Genomic DNA, 19,181 nt, shown 5'->3' on the forward strand with positions numbered 1-19,181 from the left:
GCTAAAGAGTAAAAGCTGTATCTAAACGATACTGTGACGCCATTCTACCAGCCTAAGCTAGCACGAAAAAGGCTTGCAACCTTGCAAGCCCAAAAATAGCCTTAAAAATCTGACTTCAGGGATTTATCGCTACGACTTCCCAGCCTCATTAAGCTGACGCTCGACTTATGTAAAATGTCATGGCGGTTTTGCACCGGTTTGATTCCTGTGCTTGACTAAGGGCATAACCCTAGTATAGAGATGCCGACATGCCTCACGTCAGTCAATCAGCCTCATTAAGCAGTATTATTAGCTACCTTAAACTGGTAAACGATTATGACGATGCCTCAGCACTTAAAGAAGCCAAAGAAGTGATGCATAACTTAATCGACATGCGCCACAAAGGTTTTATTACCGGTTGGTACTTTGATGAGCATGGCCACTTAGAATTGCTTCCCAGTGAAGCCGTGCTCAGAAAAATATCGCCACTTAAATGATTAATTCAAGCGAGTTAAGCGCAGACTCAAGAGTACTAACACGAATAAGATAGCGACAGACCCAAGTACTACCCCAAGCCAGCCCATCGCATGCCAGCAAGGCATTAATAGTGGCCCACCAGCAGCTGCGCCCAAATAGTAACTACATAAGTAGAGCGACGTTGCCTTGGCTTGATGCGATGACGCTGTCGTGACCACATAGCTATTGCACACGCTGTGAATTAAGAAGAAACCTAGGGATGAAAGCATGAATCCCAGCACTATCATTGCTATAGGACTAAAACCACTGACACAAGTGCCAAATAGCATAATCACCCCACCCATGGGCAGTAAGCGTTTATGGCCAAATCGATAAATGATCTTACTCGACTGAAACGACACCCAGGTCCCAGTTAAATAGCATAAGAAAATTAACGTGGTCTCAAAACGATTAAGCTCGTAAGGCGGCGCCATTAAGTGCAATTGAATAAAGCTGTATTGATTAACCATCACCATAAACGCAATTGCGCCAATCACGTAAGTTAGCCGCAGTGACGGTTCAGATAAATGCAGCGTAAAGCCCGCCAAAGCTTTACAGGTAAATCCGCCTTTTACCGGCTTAGTAAAACTCTCAGGCAGCTTAGCTAACAGATAAATTGCCGGTAACACTAAAGCTAATGTCACCGCCACTAGCATCCATAGTCCTTGCGACCAAGATAAGTATTGCGAAAACACCCCCCCCAATAAACGGCCACTGATCCCGCCAAGGCTATTCATAGCAATATAGATAGCTGCAGCTACCAGCAATTGCTTACTGTCTAATTGCTCTTTAAATAACGCCATGGCAGTTGCTGGCAATACCGCCAAAGTTAAGCCTTGCAGCAAGCGCACCAGTAATAGTGTTTCAAAGGAGTTAGCCAGCAAAAAGCATAAATCGATAAGTACCAGTAAGCCCATGCTCAGCATGATAGGTTTACGGCGACCTAACTTATCGGAAAAGACGGCGACTAACAGTAAGGAAATCGCCATGCTTAAGGTACCTACCGATAACAATAAACTGGCATGACTGGGTAATACTGAAAATTGCTCGCCAATGGCTGGCAGCATTCCTTGAAAGACATAAAGATTGATATATAAAGCTAATGAAGCAAGACTCAAGGCCAATATTAACCTTAACCCTTGCTGCCCCGCCTGCTCGGCTTGATGAAATGCGCTAAACATGGTGCTTCCGACTAACAATGATAAGTAAGCCTAGCAAGCCCACAAAAATAACAATAATATATATTTACCCTGCCAAATATTGAAATTACTTATATTATGGAATTTAGACAACTTCAGCATTTTTGTAGCCTAATTCAATACGGCAGTTTTACCATGGCAGCAGAACACCTGCAGTTAGCCCAGCCCGCCTTAAGCCAAAGCTTAAAAAAACTCGAAACTGAATTGAAAGTAAAGCTGGTTAATCGCAGCGCAGGCAAATCCGATAAATCCATCAGCTTGACCGCAGAAGGTCAAGCATTGCATGAACATGCCAAGATTATTCTCGGACAAATGAAGCAAGCTCAGCGCCATATCAGCAGCATGGCATCCTTGTCATTAGGTGAAGTGCGAATTGCAGTCCCAGGCATGTTAGGTTCATTTTATTTACCGAGTCGCCTGATGGCTTTTAGGCATAATCATCCCAACATCAAGTTATCCCTGTTTGAAGGCGGCACCCGCGATACCTTGCGCATGCTCAATCAAGAAGAAGTGGATATAGCCATTATCACAGCCGCAGATATGCAAGATAACTTTGATGGCCATTTTTTATTGCAAGAGCAAATGGTCGCGGCCGTGGGTTTTGATCATCCCTTGGCCGATGTTAACCAAGTGAGCCTAGCGCAATTTCTGGCCCACGACTTAGTGATGTTTAAGACTGGTTATTTCCATCGGGAGTGGTTATTAGAGCAAGCCAAAAAGCTTGAAATTAGCCCGCAGATAGCCTTTGAAACTAACTTAATAGCTTTGATTAAACAGTTAGTATCCCAAGGTTTTGCGGTAAGTAGCGTATTAAAGATGGCGGTCAATCAAGACGATAACATTCATGCTATCCCTTTCTCGCCGCCTATTAGTCTGGATTTATATATTGCTTGGAAAAAAGCCAAACCATTAAGCTGCGCCGATACTGCCTTTGTGGAATTCCTACTTAAGCATGCTAAATAACCGCGTCGGCCTGTAATTCAGGCGCCGCCTTAATAAAGGCTGGCAGAGTTAAGCAATAATCGTTCACTCTAGTAATGTGCGGATATTCGCTCATATTTATGCCAAAACGCAGCGCATTGTACACTTGCGGCACTAAACAAATATCAGCCAAGGTCGGGGTATCACCCACGCAGCATAGTGACGGCGAGCGGCTAAGCATCAGCTCCAGCGCGCTAAAGCCTTGCTTTACCCACGTGTGATACCAAAGCTTACGCGCATCACTGTCTTGATTAAGCGAGTGCTCAAGGTATTGCAATACTCGTAGATTATTTAACGGGTGAATATCGCAGGCAATGAGCTGAGCTATGGCGCGCACTTGCGCGCGCTTGGCAATTTCATGCGGCAATAAGGGAAGCTGTGGATAGCGCTCTTCTAAATATTCAATAATGGCCAGCGATTGGGTTAATACTAAGGGGGCATTGCTGGGGCTATTGGTAGAAGTATTTATCTGACTACTCATAGCGCTATGCGTGACTTCACCATCTAAGCCATCATCAATTAAGGTAGGAACAAGTTGCTGCGGATTTAATGCTTTATATGCAGCCGTTTTCTGCTGGCCGCCCTCTTTGACTAAATGCACAGAAATATGCTGCGCTTGCAGCTGCTTAAGCCCTAGTGCAATTCTGACCCGATAAGCGGCGCTAGAGCGCCAATAGCCATATAGAGTTAACATCTTGCCTCCCACATTCGGGGCCATGCCCCGAATTATCCATGTGTTTTACGGATGATATTGCACGATTTGCTGATCTATGGCGCCAAAAATACTCTCGCCGTTAGCATCAAGCATTTCAATACGCACTGTGTCACCAAAGCTCATAAAAGGCGTCTGCGCTTTACCATCCGCTATCACTTCTAACATACGTTTTTCAGCTACACAGCTTGAACCTGCGCTTCTGTCATAGTTAGAAATAGTGCCAGAGCCAACAATGGCGCCAGCGCCTAACGGCCGAGTAAAGGCGGCGTGGGCAATAAGCTCGGCAAAACTAAAGGTCATATCGACCCCGGCATTAGGCTCACCAAATAACTCATTATTTAAATGAGTGATGAGAGGTAAATGCACTTTAGTGTCTTGCCATTTATCGGCTAATTCATCAGGAGTGATGGCAACCGGAGAGAAACTGCTTGAAGGTTTTGATTGGAAGAAGCCAAAGCCCTTGGCGAGCTCTCCAGGGATAAGATTACGCAAAGAAACGTCATTGACTAACATTAATAATTTAATGTGCTTGGCGGCATTAATAGCTAAGACGCCCATAGGCACATCATCAGTAATGACCGCTATCTCTGACTCAAAATCTATGCCCCAAGCTTCATCCGCTAAGGTAATGGGGTCGCGCGGCGCGATAAAACTATCTGAGCCACCTTGATACACTAACGGGTCGGTCCAAAAGCTAGTTGGCATTTCTGCGCCACGGGCTTTACGCACTAATTCCACATGATTCACATAAGCACTGCCATCAAGCCATTGATAGGCACGAGGTAATGGCGATAAACATAACTGCTCATCAAAGGCCACTGCGTTATCCATTTTACCAGTGTTCAGCGCTTCATATAATTCGTGTAATTGCGGCGCTAATAAATCCCACTGATCCAGCAGTTGTTGTAAGGTATGAGCAATCGCTGGCACAGCAATAGTGCGGCGAAGATCGCGGCTCACCAACATCAATTGACCATCTTTACGACCGTTTCGATAACTCGCTAACTTCATAGGTACTCCTAACCTCTGCGCTCTGTCCAATAACAGGTTGAACCCTGATGGCATGACCTTAAACGTGGCTACATATCTACCTTAACTAGCAGCAGATTCATATATGAGCTTGCCATTCAACTGTCAAAGCCATCGCCTTATTTTCGTAAAGATAAACTTACACCTCTTGTTCTTCGGCACTTAAGCTTTCAACAGTACACCTTTAACAACCCATCTTTAAGAGCAAGCTATTAAGAACAAGATTTTTAGCAAATACGCTTTTAAGAATAACGTCTTAATACCCTTGCCATGGCTGCTAACTCCCTGGCAATAGCCTTGTTTAGCAGCAACGTAGGCACCGATAGTTAACTTGATGAGCTTTTGGGCTTATTAATTTGATAATCACGTAATTTATTGGCGATGGCAGTATGAGATACCCCCAATTTTTTAGCCAATTGCCTAGTACTCGGAAAGGCCGGATAGAGGCGCCTTAATAAATTGGCTTCAAATTGACGCATAGCATCATCTAAGGTGCCATCAAACTCGTTATCAAAGTAGCCAAAGCCTTCAGCGTAAGAAGGTAATTTAAGCTGCTCGATAGTGAGTTCTGTACTGCCATCCCACATAGATACCGCTCGAAACACCGCATTTTTAAGTTGGCGCACATTGCCAGGCCAAGCATAGGTAAGTAGATGATCGCGGCAATTGGCTGAAATTCGGCGCAGTGGGCTCGATAATTGCTGGCTATAGTGCTCTAAAAACATTTCGGTTAACGGGATAACATCCACGCGCCGCTCTCTTAACGCCGGCATATGAAAACTCAACACATGAATGCGGTAATATAAATCTTCTCGAAAACTGCCTTGCTGACATAACTCGGCTAAATTCTTTTGGGTTGAGCAGATAATTCGAACATCGACCCTCACCTCTTCATCGCCGCCTATGCGTCTAAAGCAGCCATCTTGAAGGAGTCGCAATAATTTGACTTGCGCCGCCTTAGACATTTCAGCGATTTCATCCAAAAAGACTGTGCCGCCTTGAGCTTCTTCAAAAAATCCGCGTTTAACTAACTTGCCATTCGCCACAAAACCAAACAATTCTTCTTCAGCGGCGCTATCAGGCAAGGCGGCACAGTTAATCGCAATAAACGGATAATCGCGGCGAAGACTGGCATCATGACAAGCCCTGGCCATTAACTCTTTGCCAGTACCGGTTTCCCCTGTGATCAGTAGCGGCGCGTCTAATTGCGCCATACGCCGCGCTTGATTGACCACTAGCTTCATTTTATCGCTGACGGCGAGCACAGTTTCAAAGCCTTGGGATTGATGCTGCAACGCATTGAATTGTTTACCTAAACGGGCGAGAGATTTGAGTGACACCACAGCGCCAGTGAGAATATACGCGTCTTGATCGTCAGGTAAATAGATGGGCAGCATTTCAGCGAGGAATTCACGTTCACCGATTTGCACGCGCGCGGTTTTAGCTAACACTTGCGGTTCACTGAGCCAGCGACTGAAGTTTTCACCTTGAACCCAATGATTTAACGGCTCTTCTAAAATTTCGGTTTCACTCATGCCTAACGTCACTAAGGCGGACTCATTAACAATCCGGATTCGGCCTTTGGCATCTAAGGAGAACACACAATCAGGTAAGGTTTTAAGCAGGGTCTTTAATGCGTAATGTTCTTGTTCTGAGGGCATAAAAGACACGGTACGGACGTCGCTGACACTATCGACTTTACGCAGTTGCGGCATAAGCGCACTTAAGGTATCAAAACTGACTTGCGCGAACTGAAGATAAAGAAAGCCTTTATTGCTGGCATCTATCGCCATTAAATTAATGCCATAACGCTCTAACACGACCAAGATATCTTTGGCTAATCCGACCCTGTCATGGCAGCTAACAACTAATCGCATGATACGCATCCTCTTGATAGCGAATTTTGCTGGCATCCGGCCAACATTCACTAGCATTTATCAGTGGTGGCTATACGTTAGAAGGTTTCGCTGCAAGTGGCAAGTATTGTTTACAGAGGTTTTTACGCTAAGGTAAAAGAGGTGTGCCCTATCATTAGCCGCCCAAGAATCGACGACTAATGATGGGTTACTAGATGTCATGTTATGTCATGGCTTGGACGTCAACACTCTTACTGTTACAGCCATATACGATTACAGCCTTATACAGTTACAGTCAGATGCAGTCGTGATAAATAGCTACGAGTAATGACTCACTTCTACCCTTGAGTCAGCAAATCGGTTTTAGCCGCCATGATAAAGTCGTTTTTATGCAGGCCTTTAATGGAATGCGACCACCAAGTGACAGTGACCTTGCCCCATTCAGTGAGAATGCCTGGGTGGTGAAACTCAGCTTCAGCTAATTCAGCCACTTGATTAGTAAAGGCTAACGCTTGTTTAAAGTTTTTAAACTTATACACCCGCTCTAATTGCATAATGCCATCACGCACTTGTACCTGCCAATCGGGAATGGCACGCACTAACTCAGCAAGCTCAGCGTCTGTCACCTTAGGGGCATCAGCTTGGCAGGCTTCGCAGCCTAAAGTCGCTAATTCAGTCATAATTTTTCCTTATTATTCATTGGTTCATGTGAGCGTCAATGCCAGAAATTCTTAGTTAATGTATTGATTGAATTTGCCATTAACGCCCTAGGTAATTTTTTAGTGTGAGTTAATCCATGAGTTTGGCAGCCGCAGTTACACTGCTTGGCTTTTAGGGGAAAATCGCGGCGCGAACAAGCCTAATTGCCGCGCTTTAGCAACGCTTGCCATTATGTCCATCTTGCGAATTTCACCCAGAAAATCTATGTGCTCAATTTCATAATAAATCGGCTGAATAATGTCGATGCGATAGGGAGTGCGCAGCACATTGAACAAATCAAACGGCTCGTACACAGGTTCGCCGCTTAAGGCATATAAAGTTTCAGCCGGTGAGCTTAATATACCGCCGCCATAAATGAGCCTCTGTTTATTTGCGCCAGCGCCTGAACTCGCACCCGCATTAAGTAAACCAAATTCAACGGTAAACCAATAAAGCCTGGCTAGGTATGGCCGCTCTTCTTTACTCGCCGCTAACCCTAATTGGCCATAATGCTCAGAAAAATCAGCAAAGGCTTGATTGGTCAATAATGGGCAATGACCAAAGATTTCATGAAAAATATCGGGCTCTTGCAAGTAGTCCATCTCTTGCTCGGTGCGAATAAAGGTCGCGACCGGAAAGCGTTTATTGGCCAGTAACTCAAAAAAGCGGCCAAAAGAAATTAAGGCCGGAACCGCCGCCGTTTGCCAACCGCTAGTTCCTGCAAGCACCCGATCAATTTCAGCAAGTTGAGGAATTCTATCCTTTGGCAAGGCTAACGCATCCAGTCCTTGCATATAGGCATCACACGCTCGGCCGGGCAAGTTTACCGCTTGGCGCGCATATAAACGCTGCCATACGCTATGCTCTTGCTCTGGATAATGGATCAAGCCATCGGCATCAGCCTCTCTGGCAATATAATTCGTTGCCATCATAACCCTCGATAATTAACAGGTACGTCACATTTTTATCATCTGTTATCCGCTAGTGTTTGTTAATCATCCCCTTGATAAATAATGACTCAAACCCTGAGCTTAAACGTCAACTTTTATTTACGAGACGTTTTTCTTGCCTACCATTAGCATCCCGCTCTAGTCGACTACAATCCTCAAACAACAATCAAACCATAGCGACTGTAAAACTCCTGCATAGCTCACAAACTGCGATTAAATGACATGACTGCATGCCTTTTTCAAACTGCTGATTTAGAATAGCAAAACTCATAATTGATTACGGACATCAAATGAAATCTCAAAAGATTAAAAAAGCAGTAATCCCAGTAGCAGGTTTAGGAACCAGGATGTTGCCTGCAACTAAAGCCATTCCGAAAGAAATGCTGCCCGTTGTAGATAAACCGTTGATCCAACACGTAGTCAGTGAAGCCATTGCCGCGGGTATTAAGGAAATTGTACTGGTGACTCATGCCAGTAAAAACTCCATTGAAAACCATTTTGATACCAGCTTTGAGTTAGAAGCTCAGCTTGAGCGCCGGGTTAAGCGCCAGCTGCTCAATGATATTAAGTCCATTTGCCCTAAAGATGTGACTGTGATTAGCGTGCGTCAATCCCAAGCCAAGGGCTTAGGTCACGCTATTTTATGTGCTCGTTCAGTTGTCGGTAATGAACCTTTTGCGGTGTTATTACCCGATGTCATTATTGACCAAATGAGCTGCGATTTGAGCACGCAAAACTTGGCCGAAATGGTTGCGCGCTTTGATGAAGATGATTGTGGCCAAATCATGGTAGAAGGCGTCGATCACGCCTTAGTTAACCAATATGGTATTGCCAACGTTAACGGCCTGACACTCTCTCCAGGCGACTTTGCGCCCTTGGTCGAACTGGTTGAAAAGCCGCCATTAGATGAAGCGCCATCCAACTTAGCTGTAGTTGGCCGTTATGTGCTGCCTGCGGACATTTGGCCATTACTGGCGAAAACACCTGTAGGCGCAGGTGATGAAATTCAGCTAACCGACGCCATTGCCATGCTGATGGAGCAACAAACAGTTAATGCTTATTACATGCGCGGCAAAAGCCATGACTGCGGCAATAAACTCGGCTATATGAAAGCCAATGTTGAATATGCCTTACATCATGCAGCCATTGGTGATGAATTTAAAACTTACTTAAAACAGCTCGTTAAGGATATGGATTAATGACCATTTTAGTAACAGGTGGCGCGGGTTATATCGGTAGCCACACCTTAATTGAGTTATTAGCAGCCAACTATGATGTAGTGGTGCTTGATAACTTATCCAATTCCAGTACTGAATCCTTAAGCCGCGTTGAAGCCATTAGCGGTAAAAAAGTTAAATTCTATCAAGGGGATATTTTAGATAAACTCTTGCTGCAATCGATTTTTGGTCAACATCAGTTTACTGCTGTGATTCATTTTGCCGGTCTTAAGGCGGTGGGTGAATCTGTGGCTAAGCCGCTCAAGTACTATCAAAACAATGTCACCGGCACCTTAATGCTGTGTGAAGTGATGGCAGAATATAAGGTTAAAAACCTAGTATTTAGCTCATCAGCCACTGTTTATGGCGATCCTGCGAGTTTGCCAATTACCGAAGACTTCCCAACGGGTGCCACTAACCCTTACGGTCAGTCTAAGTTAATGGTTGAAAATATCTTAGCGGACTTACACCATGCCGACCCAAGCTGGAACATAGCGCGCCTGCGTTATTTCAACCCAGTGGGCGCCCATGATAGCGGCTTAATTGGTGAAGATCCTAACGATATTCCTAATAACCTGATGCCTTTTATTGCCCAAGTTGCCGTAGGTAAACGTGAGTGTTTAAGTGTATTTGGTGATGATTATGCAACGCCTGATGGCACTGGGGTGCGCGATTATATTCACGTGGTCGATTTGGCTTTAGGTCATATCAAGGCACTGGAAAAATTAGCCACCGACTGCGGCCTAGTGACGTTTAACTTAGGTACAGGTGTCGGTTATAGCGTGCTTGATATGGTTAAAGCGTTTGAGAACGCCAGTGGCAAAACCATAAAGTATGCCGTTACTGCGCGCCGCCCTGGCGATATTGCAGCCTGTTACGCAGACCCAGCTAAGGCGCGTGAGCAATTAAACTGGCAAGCGCACCATACCTTGCAAGATATGGCCACCAGCAGCTGGCATTGGCAATCAAGCAATCCTAACGGCTATCCCAAGTAAGCCGTTAGTTTAAGCTTTTACAGTAAGTAGTATCTTTAGGGGGCCAGCCCCCCTAATTTTTTTAAGAGCACTATGGCAATTTATGGCAATTGATGCACAAAAACGGCGTTTATTTAGACGTCAACCATCTAGCAGTATTCGCCCTCCTTTTAGTCGCACTGATGCTGACTTTACCGATCTCTGTAATCGCTGCCAGCTTTGTATTCCAGCCTGTGAAACCGGCATTTTAATCGCGGGCGATGGCGGCTTTGTTGAAGTCGATTTTACTAAGGGCGAGTGCACCTTTTGCGGTAAGTGCCAACAAGTGTGCGAGGCGCCAGTATTTAACCCTGAGCAAACTAAGCCTTGGTCTCATTTAGCCGTGGTTGCCCATCATTGCTTGGCCTATGAAGGCGTAGTGTGTCAAACCTGTCGCGATAATTGCGATGTCACGGCCATTCGCTTTGATTTACACGCAAAACCTGCTCCAACACCACAAATTAATCCCGACATATGCAATGGTTGCGGCGCATGTGTGGCCAGTTGCCCAGTGCAAGCTATCGCGATGAAGGCTCCTACTCGCACAGATTAACTTGGCTACGGTGAATACTAGTCTTAAGCCTAAAACTCAACCACAGATAAATATCGCTACTATTTTCAGCAGTTTGTATAGCAAAGCAGCAAAGGGTTGCGTCACTCGCCACAGTCAATTATTTATGGTTTTAAAGCTAGCACAGACAAGGTAACATCCGCGCTCCTGTCGATAATGGTTATAAATCTATGTTTAAACGTAATAAATCCACTTCTGAGTTAACTTATATTGCCAAAAGCACTTGTATTAGCGGTGACACTGAATTTGCTGGCGATGCCTTAATCGGTGGCCAACTTAAAGGGCAAGTGATTTCTCAAGGCCAAATTACCATAGAACATGAAGGCACTATCCAAGGACAGGCACAGTGTTATGAAATGCGTATTGCCGGTCACTTTAAAGGCCAATTAAGCTGTGAAAAAGTCATCATTATGAGCACTGGCACCTTAGAGGGCGAAGTGGCGAGTAATCAGATGGAAATTCTTGAAGGCGGCCAATTTATTGGCATGAGAATTAAAGAAACCGTTAACTTATTAGAAGGCACTCAGTTGTTTGATGATGAGAAGCTTAAAAAACTGCAAGAATTATCTGCCGCTTAAACGTAAATGCCCCTCACAGCCATCGCTATCGTTGAGGTAGCTAGGCTGCAGCGCACATCGATTGCGCTGAACTCCTTTTGTTAAATATCCTACTTAGACATCTTTTACTTAGGTATTTCCTGGCTGATATGCGCTTGTTGAAATTGTCGCAGTAGCTGCTTAGCCTCAGGCAGTGAACGATCAAAGCTATCGGCCGGAATATACAAGTGATAACCCAAGATTTGATTTAGCTTCTGCGCTCTGTGCCCAAACATGGCTAACACTCCGCTATAGTGCACCGCACCCAAGACTAACGGCGTAAACTCAAGTGCCATTTGGTGCTCATAATCATTCAAATCTTCATCTTGGGTGGCAGCTGTCATGAGTAACGGCCGCTGCTCGGTTAACAAGCCTGTGGCGAGCCGCGGCGAAATATTATCAAGCACAGGATTTAAGTGTTTAAGCTTAATGCCAAGATAAGGCAGTTCTACTTGGTTAAAATCTTGCTCCACCCGCAAGGTATCAAGGCGTTGTACGTTCGACCAGGCAATAAATACTGAGCCGCGGCGATGATAAAAGGTCAAGCCTTTACTCGTTAGCTCAAGGCTAATGTCAGGCTCCCGCCATTTAGTTACTCCTATGACTAGCCCTAATACCCCTAACGTAAACAGCACCAGAGCAGGCCCAAACCATTGCGGCAGCAGTAAAAAAAGTATAAGTCCGAGCGTAAATAGCACGCCACCCGCCACACTCATGGTAATGGCATTACGCTTAACTTGAGGGCGAAGACAAACATTAGTCAGCATCAGTCAGCTCCTTTATTACATTGTCATGTTGCCAGTGTGATTTTAACCACCACCAACTTTTACCGACATATTCATGAATTGCGCGCTGCGAATCGAGTAAGTTATCCGCGCTTAACACCCACCAGCGCCCGCCGCGGCTATAGTAATCCGCTGGCGCCGCTACCGGATGAGTGCCTTGCCTCTCAAAAATTGCCATGGCGCGCGGCATATGTGTTGCCGAAGTCACAAGCCTAAATGGCGCGTCACCAATTTCCCAGCGTAAATGCTGCGCTTCTTCTATGGTGTCTTTGGCCAGTGGCAAGGTAATGATCCGCCCTTTCGGGAAACCTAATTCAATGGCAGCTGCCGCCATCACATCGCTATGCGGCTTTTGATTATCATCGCCCGCAAAACCACTGGTAATTAACAGACAATCTTTACCTAATCTGGTTTGATGTAAGGCTTCATTTAAGCGCATTAAGGCGGTGGGTGATAATTGCTGCAGCGCGGTGACGGGCAAACTGTCATCATGACCACTGCCCAGCACCATCACCACGCAAGAGTCTGTAATTGCTTGCTGTTGATAAGGATACTGCTGCTCTAATGGGTCAACTAATAAACGGCTGCCGCCCTGGCTACTAACAAACACTAGCAAGCCAATCGCGAGTCCGAAGGGCAAGCGCCATGGCGCTTTATTGCGGCGCAATAACCAAGCTACCAGGCACAGCAATAATAAGGTCAATGGAATAGGCATGATTAACTGACTAATGATTTTTTTAAGCGTAAACATCCCTAATTTCCCTAAGCAATTTTCTAGTTATGGCCACAACCAAGCAGCGCCTCTGACGCCTGATGCGTTGCCATGCTGGTTCGGCACTATCTTAGTGTTACATTCTCGCCCAAACACCTGGGAAGCTAAATGCGCATTGGCATATGGGTATAATTCAGCAATATCTGACATGCCGCCACCGAGCACAATAATATCTGGATCCAATACATTCACCACATGGGCTAGAGCGCGGCATAGCCTATCACAATATCGCTGAAAAACCGCTAATGCATCAGGCTCTTGTCGGCGCATGCGGGCGATAATTTCAGGCCCAGTAAGGCGCAATCCAGTCGTTACAAAATAATCCTGACTAAAGCCAGTGCCAGAAATAAAGGTTTCAATGCAATCATAACGGCCGCAATAACAAGCGCGCTGATGAAACTCATCCGGTGTTAACCACGGCAGCGGATTATGGCCCCATTCACCGCCAAGGCCATTGTTACCTAAGTGCACTTGTCCATTGATGACTAGCCCTGCGCCGCAGCCCGTGCCGAGAATGACGCCAAAGACGACCTTTTCCCCTTGCCCTGCCCCATCAATGGCTTCTGATAAGGCAAAGCAATTGGCATCATTGGCGACACGCACCGGCCGCTTGATAAGCGCTTGTAAATCTTGCTGCAGACCTTGGCCATTAAGCCAAGTGGAATTGGCGTTTTTAATCAGACCCGTAAGGTGAGACACAGTGCCAGGAATACCTATGCCGATGGCGGTATCAGCGCTTATTGTGAGTAGCTGATAGCTAAACGCCATTGCGCCCTGACCACCATAACTATTCTTGCGATTGCCATTGTCATTGCCACTAACAAACTTACTGCCTAATTCACCCGCAAACTCAGCAACTAAAACACTGACGAGTGCAGCCAAGGTTGTTAAACAGCTAGGGTAATCCTGACCACTGGGGCAGCGCTTGCGATAGACAATATTTCCTAGAGCATCGAGTGCTATGATTTCAGTCTTAGTGCCACCTAAATCAATTCCTATGCGCAGCATATGTGTTCACCTTAGGCATGAGTATGTCATTCACTTGAGCTTATTTAGCTGCTGTATTTAGTGGCTTTATTTGGCGGAATGTCTTGCCAACCACTGCGGCCCAAAAGCAATAAACTCTGGATTGCGAATACACTCTTTCTGGTTATAGCGCAGGCTCTGCAAGCTATCTTTCACTAACACTTGTCCGCCAGCCGCTTCAAGCACGGCTTGCGCCGCTGCCGTATCCCATTCACTCGTAGGTCCAAGGCGCGGATAGATATCAGCACTACCTTCGGCTAGTAAGCAAAATTTTAAGGAACTGCCGACCGCAAGGATTTGATGTTCAGGGTATTGAGCAATAAAGGTTTCAAAATCTGGGCTCGGATGCGAGCGACTGCCAACAATAATCGGCGGGCGCGCTGCAATAGCTAATGCCTCTTCAGCGGCATGTTGACCATAAGCGGAGTTATCACTAGCAGGTGCAAGTAAAGATAATGCTGGGTCTTGCCCGGTTTGCTTCCAAGCCCCGAGACCTTTGGCGCCAAAGTAGCACTGATCTAACGCCGGCGCGTACACTACGCCAGCATAGGCATCTCCTGCAGTGATTAAGGCAATGTTGACCGTAAATTCACCATTTTTTTTAATGAACTCCTTGGTGCCATCAAGAGGGTCAATTAAAAAATAGGCTGGCCATGATTGACGTTCAGTCCAATTAGAAAGACTAGATTCTTCAGAAATAATCGGCAATTGCGGCAAAAGGTCATTGAGGCCAGTCATCAAGCACTCATGACTGGCGAGATCGGCGGCCGTTAACGGCGAATTGTCGGCTTTACTGACAAGTGGCACATCATGGCTGTGATAATGCGCCATGATGCGCTCACCTGCGCTTTTGGCTAAATCAACTAACTGCAACAATAAGGCTTTATCTATCATGTCACTTGCCATCATCTGGTGAAAAAGTAGCTAAGATTATGCCACTATCCGTTTGATTTATTGATAACAAATTATCATTAGCCGCGACTAAATAGCCTAACTGGCGTGAGTTTAAGATTACGCCTTAGTGTTATTCGCGTAATGAAGCAAAGTCTTGTAAATGTTGATGCCCACGAGCCTCTAAAAAGTCCAAGATGGCATTAACGCTGCGATTAAGTAAGCGCTCTTCGGGAAAGTTAACTGCATCTAGTAAAGCGCGACTTGCGGTTAAGCCGCCAAGAGCCAAGGCTAAGTGTGCGTCCGAGCCCATCACTAAGGTAGCGCCTAAGTCTCTGGCACTCTCGGCTAATACTAAGCAGTTGGCTTTACTGCCGCGCCTTGAAGCCAGAAAAGACGAGTTATTAATCTCAAGCGCCACATTAAATTCTACCGCAGCTTTTACCACTTCCACTATATCTATGGGGTACGCAGGATTACCTGGGTGAGTAATCACATCCACTTGACCGCTTGCCATAGCCGCAATTAATGCCTTGGTATGAATGAGTTTATTCTGCGGCGCAAATACTGGCTCATGCAGTCCCGCCAAGACAATATCTAAGTTTTTGAGGTGGTCATCACCAAAATCAATCTCACCTTCAGTGTTTTTAATATTGGCCTCGATACCCCGCAAAATCCCCACACCTTGATGAATGCGCGGCAACACGCGTAAATTAACGAAGTGCCAATAATGGGGCGCATCAGCCATGGCAGGTCCATGATCTGTGATGGCAAATAACTTCATGCCCTTATGTTTAGCGCTGGCAATATATTCTTGGATGGTGGAATAGGCATGAGTTGACGCTATGGTATGACTGTGAATATCAACGGGGTACTGCATAGAACATCCTTGGTTCAGCTAGAATCTCTCCCAATATACTATGTAACTGTCGATAATTAATGCGATTAAGCCCACTAAAACGCTAGTATTTTTATAGCGATGAGTCCAAGATAAGTGCGGTTATGTTAAGGAGACCTCTCATGATTAACGCGAGTAGATATCAGCACTTAGCTATGGCTGTGGGTTTAGGTATCATCCTTTTAGGATGCCAACCTAAAGAAGCACCCGTCAGCGTCACTGAAACCAGCACGCCACCAACCCAGGTTCAAGCCGACAGTAGTAAAACTGCTCTCGACTGGCCAGGACAATATTCAGGCACCCTACCTTGTGCCAGCTGCGAAGGCATTAAGACCATAATTACTCTTAACGCCGATGACCAATATGTTATCAACGCAACTTACTTAGGCAGTAATACTGAGCCATTTAGTGAGAAAGGTAAATTTAGTTGGAATGCGGCGGGCAATATCATCAAGCTTGCCAATGGCAATCAGTATCTTGTCGGCGAAAACCGCTTATTGATGCTAGATAATGACGCCAAGCAAGTGACGGGGGATTTAGCGAGCTTTTATGAGCTGAAAAAACGGACGCCTTAGACTAATGATTAATCGTTTGAACTAAATAATAAACATAAGCTTTAAAAATTAGCTCTTAGCTAAATATGATAATGACACAGAGTAGTTCACCTCTCTGTGTCATTATCAATTTGCCTTTTAGTCATTAAGTTCGCTTGCACGCTAGATAGTCTAGTTAATGCAATAATCACTAGCGAGTTAAGATAAAAGACCTTAGTTCATCAGCACTCATTGACCGCGCATAATACCAACCTTGGTGTACATAAATACCTAGTGATTGTAAAATACGAACCTGCTCTTCTGTTTCAACGCCTTCAGCTATTACACCAGCATTCATATCCCTAGCAATATCAACATAGGTAGCCACAAGCGACTCTTTACTATCAGCAGTACCTAATAAACGGACAAATGCTTGATCAATTTTAATCGTATTCAGAGGCAGTTTCTGCAAATACAGATGACTGCCATAACCAGTGCCAACATCATCAAGTTTGACCTTACACCCATAAAATTGACAAGCTGCTACAAAGGCTTGAGTTTGTGGCCAATCGGTGATGGGCAAGCGCTCTGTCAGTTCAAAGGCTATGCTTTCCAATGGGTAATCCTGATGGTGCCATTTTTCAAGTAAGTTAAGCACTAAGCCTGATTCAATGTCTTTAACGCTGATATTAATGCTACACCAAGGTAATTGCCTCGATACTAATAATGATTTCAACTCTATAAGTACACATTCTAATACCCACAAGGTCACTTGGACCATAGCAGGGCTTTTTTCGAGATGATGAATGAATTGAATTGTAGAAATTTTACGCCCGTGATGATGCCAACGTAGAAAAGCTTCAACTCCCACAACCTCTGATGTACGACTATCAATGACTGGCTGGTACTCTAGTTTGAACTCTGCATTTTTCAATGCCTTTAAAAATCGATATTGCCAATATGCAGAGATAAACTTATATCGGGTTTGAAAACCGACCCAAGCAAGGAACGATGATATGCCTAGTAGCAAAATAAAATAAAATAGCCAGAGATAATTTTGAACCAACCGACTCGAACTCAAACTATATGATAACGGGGTATTATCATTATCAACATTAACAGTTTGACCAATATCTCTAGTCTGTCCCAAAGTAAACCAATTTTTGTAACCCACCGACACAATGGCACCAGACAGGTCCCAACTACTGTCAAGTAACGATCTAAATCGTGTACTTAATGACAGCCGTCTAAACACTGAAATGTCTTTACCATCTACCCCAACGTAAAGAGTGCTTCTATTGTGAAGATCTTCGAGTTGGAATAAGCTAACACCTTTAACATAACTAGCTACTTCGCTGACATTTTCTGGTTCAGGTATTACGCCTAGAGCAGAGCAATATTGCTGTTGGCTTTTTATATAAACAATTGGTACGTAATACTCATTTTTTTCAAACATTTTCAGTTTCAAAAAATCGACGAATTCACTGCTACAGTATTCTGTATCTACAATAGCTAGTTCATCGGCAAGAGTTTTTATTTGAATATATGCAGCTTGCATATATTGTTCGTAAAACAAATCCAACTGTTCTGCTTTATTCAGCAACAATAGTGTCAAAGTGTATTTGCTAAGAAACAACGATACACCGAGTAACGTTATGAGCGACATTCCGACAACCAGTGATAAAATACTGTTTTTTTGAAAGTGAGACTGAAATTGCATCATAATTTAAATTTTAGTATAAAAATAAGAGAAATCGAAACTGCAAATACATTCACAGTTAATGCCAACAAAAAATAAAAATGCATTCACTCAACGGTTGTTTTTATAAAACAATTACCGTTCGTCGTATCACTAAATACTATGTTAAAATTTTAAATCACAGCCATATATTAGCTACTTATTATTTAGCGCCTGCGAAATAAATACTCTACTATGATAACAGATCTGCGCAAATATGGCCATCAATGCTTCCCCGATGTCGCTTAATTGGTCAGCATCAACAAAATCTCTGCCTCTTCCCACAAAAATCCACAGAAAATAATCAGAAGCTGACAACTTGACACCTGAACTTTATCGAGACAACAAGCTTAGTGCTATATTCAATTACATCTCAATTTGAAAGTAGTGCTAAAAATGCATCATTTACAACTGGATTGATGTGGTGGTTTTTAAAAATAGTAAATCCACAGCTATTTACAAAAGCCAACTTTGTGATAAAGGTTTAAATAATTGATGCTGATATTTTATTGGTTTACGTCAAGGTGTATATTGTCGAGCATCAGCATACCCACCTCTTATAACTTACTAGAGCCTCAAATGAAATTATATATACTTTTAATGTTGACAATATTAACAAATGCATGCAGTTCATCCCCAAACTCTTCTAGTAAAATTAATAACGTTCAAGAACAAGATTTAAAACATAATATTAAGGCTCTCGACAAAGTATTGTCCGGTGATGAAATCACACGTTTTTTTGCAAGTTATTACAGCCTACAAAAACACATTAACAACAATCAAAAAGCAAGTGTCATGACCAACAACGATCAAACAACATGCTGGGAACCTTTTGAAACAGCGATCAATAATCTAGCTTTGCAACGCCATAAGGACATTAAAAAAGTTTCATATGGGAACCATCCTAAAGAGGCCCTAATTATCGCATCTGATTCGTCAATAATAATTCATCAACTCAAACAAATGGCCAATGAAACATGCGGAACTGAAAAAAATATTAGTGCCATATCGAAATACCGACAACAATTATCAGCACTATCCACCCAAGTGCAAAACAATAAACAAAACGCTTGCGCAGCATATTCAAACATTCGTATTCAAGAACTCACTTCACCAACTATAGATAAATTAAAAACTGAAGAGATTTTTATTTTAGAGCACTTGTGCCAGTAATATCTGTCTAACTTAAACATTAAAAATTTAGAATTCCAGACATA

20 protein-coding genes are annotated in these 19,181 nt (G+C 44.1%); 8 read left to right on the forward strand and 12 right to left on the reverse strand.

Translation table 11 applies throughout. The annotated features are described in order from the left end of the window. Positions 1-248: 248 nt before the first annotated feature. Positions 249-476, forward strand: a complete 228-nt coding sequence (locus AC1HDP_RS06920; protein WP_479638174.1) for a hypothetical protein — start codon at positions 249-251, stop codon at positions 474-476. Here the strand turns inward: AC1HDP_RS06920 and AC1HDP_RS06925 are convergent, their stop codons facing one another. Beyond that, a complete protein-coding gene (locus AC1HDP_RS06925) occupies positions 477-1,676 on the reverse strand; it encodes an MFS transporter (RefSeq protein WP_479638175.1) in 1,200 nt (399 codons plus the stop codon). Positions 1,677-1,772: 96 nt separating this feature from the next. On the opposite strand from AC1HDP_RS06925, the gene AC1HDP_RS06930 reads away from it, so the two are divergent. Further along, positions 1,773-2,657, forward strand: a complete 885-nt coding sequence (locus AC1HDP_RS06930; RefSeq protein ID WP_479638176.1) for a LysR family transcriptional regulator — start codon at positions 1,773-1,775, stop codon at positions 2,655-2,657. Here the strand turns inward: AC1HDP_RS06930 and maiA are convergent. The 5 genes from maiA to phhA all read right to left on the reverse strand — a co-directional run bounded on the left by maiA (position 2,650) and on the right by phhA (position 7,903). After that, positions 2,650-3,369, reverse strand: a complete 720-nt coding sequence (gene maiA / locus AC1HDP_RS06935; protein ID WP_479638177.1) for a maleylacetoacetate isomerase — start codon at positions 3,367-3,369, stop codon at positions 2,650-2,652. The two genes, AC1HDP_RS06930 and maiA, sit on opposite strands and share 8 nt — an antisense overlap. Before the next feature lie 45 nt (positions 3,370-3,414). Continuing rightward, on the reverse strand, positions 3,415-4,401 hold the full coding sequence (locus AC1HDP_RS06940) for a fumarylacetoacetate hydrolase family protein (RefSeq protein WP_479638178.1): 987 nt from the start codon (positions 4,399-4,401) through the stop codon (positions 3,415-3,417). 344 nt (positions 4,402-4,745) lie between these two features. After that, complete coding sequence (tyrR, locus tag AC1HDP_RS06945) at positions 4,746-6,296, reverse strand: transcriptional regulator TyrR (protein WP_479638179.1); 1,551 nt, start codon at positions 6,294-6,296, stop codon at positions 4,746-4,748. Positions 6,297-6,613: 317 nt separating this feature from the next. Next, positions 6,614-6,955 carry a 4a-hydroxytetrahydrobiopterin dehydratase gene (locus tag AC1HDP_RS06950; RefSeq protein WP_140933087.1) on the reverse strand — a complete coding sequence of 114 codons (342 nt, stop codon included), beginning with the start codon at positions 6,953-6,955 and terminating at the stop codon, positions 6,614-6,616. Positions 6,956-7,090: 135 nt separating this feature from the next. Further along, positions 7,091-7,903, reverse strand: a complete 813-nt coding sequence (gene phhA / locus AC1HDP_RS06955) for a phenylalanine 4-monooxygenase (protein ID WP_479639844.1) — start codon at positions 7,901-7,903, stop codon at positions 7,091-7,093. 311 nt (positions 7,904-8,214) lie between these two features. Between phhA and galU the strand changes: the two genes are divergently transcribed. The 4 genes from galU to AC1HDP_RS06975 all read left to right on the forward strand — a co-directional run bounded on the left by galU (position 8,215) and on the right by AC1HDP_RS06975 (position 11,303). Beyond that, positions 8,215-9,123, forward strand: a complete 909-nt coding sequence (gene galU, locus AC1HDP_RS06960) for a UTP--glucose-1-phosphate uridylyltransferase GalU (protein WP_479638180.1) — start codon at positions 8,215-8,217, stop codon at positions 9,121-9,123. Then, positions 9,123-10,136, forward strand: coding sequence for a UDP-glucose 4-epimerase GalE (gene galE, locus AC1HDP_RS06965; protein ID WP_479638181.1), 1,014 nt, complete (start codon positions 9,123-9,125; stop codon positions 10,134-10,136). Before galU ends, galE begins: the two co-directional genes overlap by 1 nt. An 82-nt stretch (positions 10,137-10,218) precedes the next feature. After that, positions 10,219-10,707 (forward strand): ferredoxin-type protein NapF, encoded by a 489-nt coding sequence (gene napF / locus AC1HDP_RS06970; protein ID WP_479638182.1) that lies wholly within the window; start codon positions 10,219-10,221, stop codon positions 10,705-10,707. Between the two features lie 188 nt (positions 10,708-10,895). Beyond that, positions 10,896-11,303, forward strand: a complete 408-nt coding sequence (locus AC1HDP_RS06975; protein WP_479638183.1) for a bactofilin family protein — start codon at positions 10,896-10,898, stop codon at positions 11,301-11,303. 104 nt (positions 11,304-11,407) lie between these two features. Here AC1HDP_RS06975 and AC1HDP_RS06980 read toward each other — a convergent pair whose 3' ends face one another. The 5 genes from AC1HDP_RS06980 to AC1HDP_RS07000 form a co-directional block, all read right to left on the reverse strand. Next, a complete protein-coding gene (locus AC1HDP_RS06980; RefSeq protein ID WP_479638184.1) occupies positions 11,408-12,088 on the reverse strand; it encodes a DUF2982 domain-containing protein in 681 nt (226 codons plus the stop codon). Next, complete coding sequence (locus tag AC1HDP_RS06985) at positions 12,078-12,857, reverse strand: YdcF family protein (protein ID WP_479638185.1); 780 nt, start codon at positions 12,855-12,857, stop codon at positions 12,078-12,080. Before AC1HDP_RS06985 ends, AC1HDP_RS06980 begins: the two co-directional genes overlap by 11 nt. Before the next feature lie 27 nt (positions 12,858-12,884). Continuing rightward, on the reverse strand, positions 12,885-13,886 hold the full coding sequence (locus AC1HDP_RS06990; RefSeq protein ID WP_479638186.1) for an ROK family protein: 1,002 nt from the start codon (positions 13,884-13,886) through the stop codon (positions 12,885-12,887). 66 nt (positions 13,887-13,952) lie between these two features. After that, positions 13,953-14,798 carry a 3'(2'),5'-bisphosphate nucleotidase CysQ gene (gene cysQ / locus AC1HDP_RS06995; protein WP_479638187.1) on the reverse strand — a complete coding sequence of 282 codons (846 nt, stop codon included), beginning with the start codon at positions 14,796-14,798 and terminating at the stop codon, positions 13,953-13,955. A gap of 130 nt (positions 14,799-14,928) precedes the next feature. Continuing rightward, positions 14,929-15,675, reverse strand: coding sequence for a PHP domain-containing protein (locus AC1HDP_RS07000; protein WP_479638188.1), 747 nt, complete (start codon positions 15,673-15,675; stop codon positions 14,929-14,931). A gap of 140 nt (positions 15,676-15,815) precedes the next feature. On the opposite strand from AC1HDP_RS07000, the gene AC1HDP_RS07005 reads away from it, so the two are divergent. Beyond that, positions 15,816-16,268 carry a copper resistance protein NlpE gene (locus tag AC1HDP_RS07005; RefSeq protein ID WP_479638189.1) on the forward strand — a complete coding sequence of 151 codons (453 nt, stop codon included), beginning with the start codon at positions 15,816-15,818 and terminating at the stop codon, positions 16,266-16,268. 169 nt (positions 16,269-16,437) lie between these two features. Here the strand turns inward: AC1HDP_RS07005 and AC1HDP_RS07010 are convergent, their stop codons facing one another. Beyond that, entirely contained in the window at positions 16,438-17,949 is a 1,512-nt protein-coding gene (locus AC1HDP_RS07010) for an EAL domain-containing protein (protein WP_479638190.1), read from the reverse strand. A gap of 594 nt (positions 17,950-18,543) precedes the next feature. Here AC1HDP_RS07010 and AC1HDP_RS07015 point away from each other — a divergent pair. Continuing rightward, the gene (locus AC1HDP_RS07015; protein WP_479638191.1) at positions 18,544-19,137 is read left to right on the forward strand and encodes a hypothetical protein; all 594 of its coding nucleotides are present in this window, start codon (positions 18,544-18,546) and stop codon (positions 19,135-19,137) included. The last annotated feature ends 44 nt before the right edge of the window (positions 19,138-19,181 follow it).

Source organism: Shewanella sp. ISS20 (assembly GCF_056522965.1).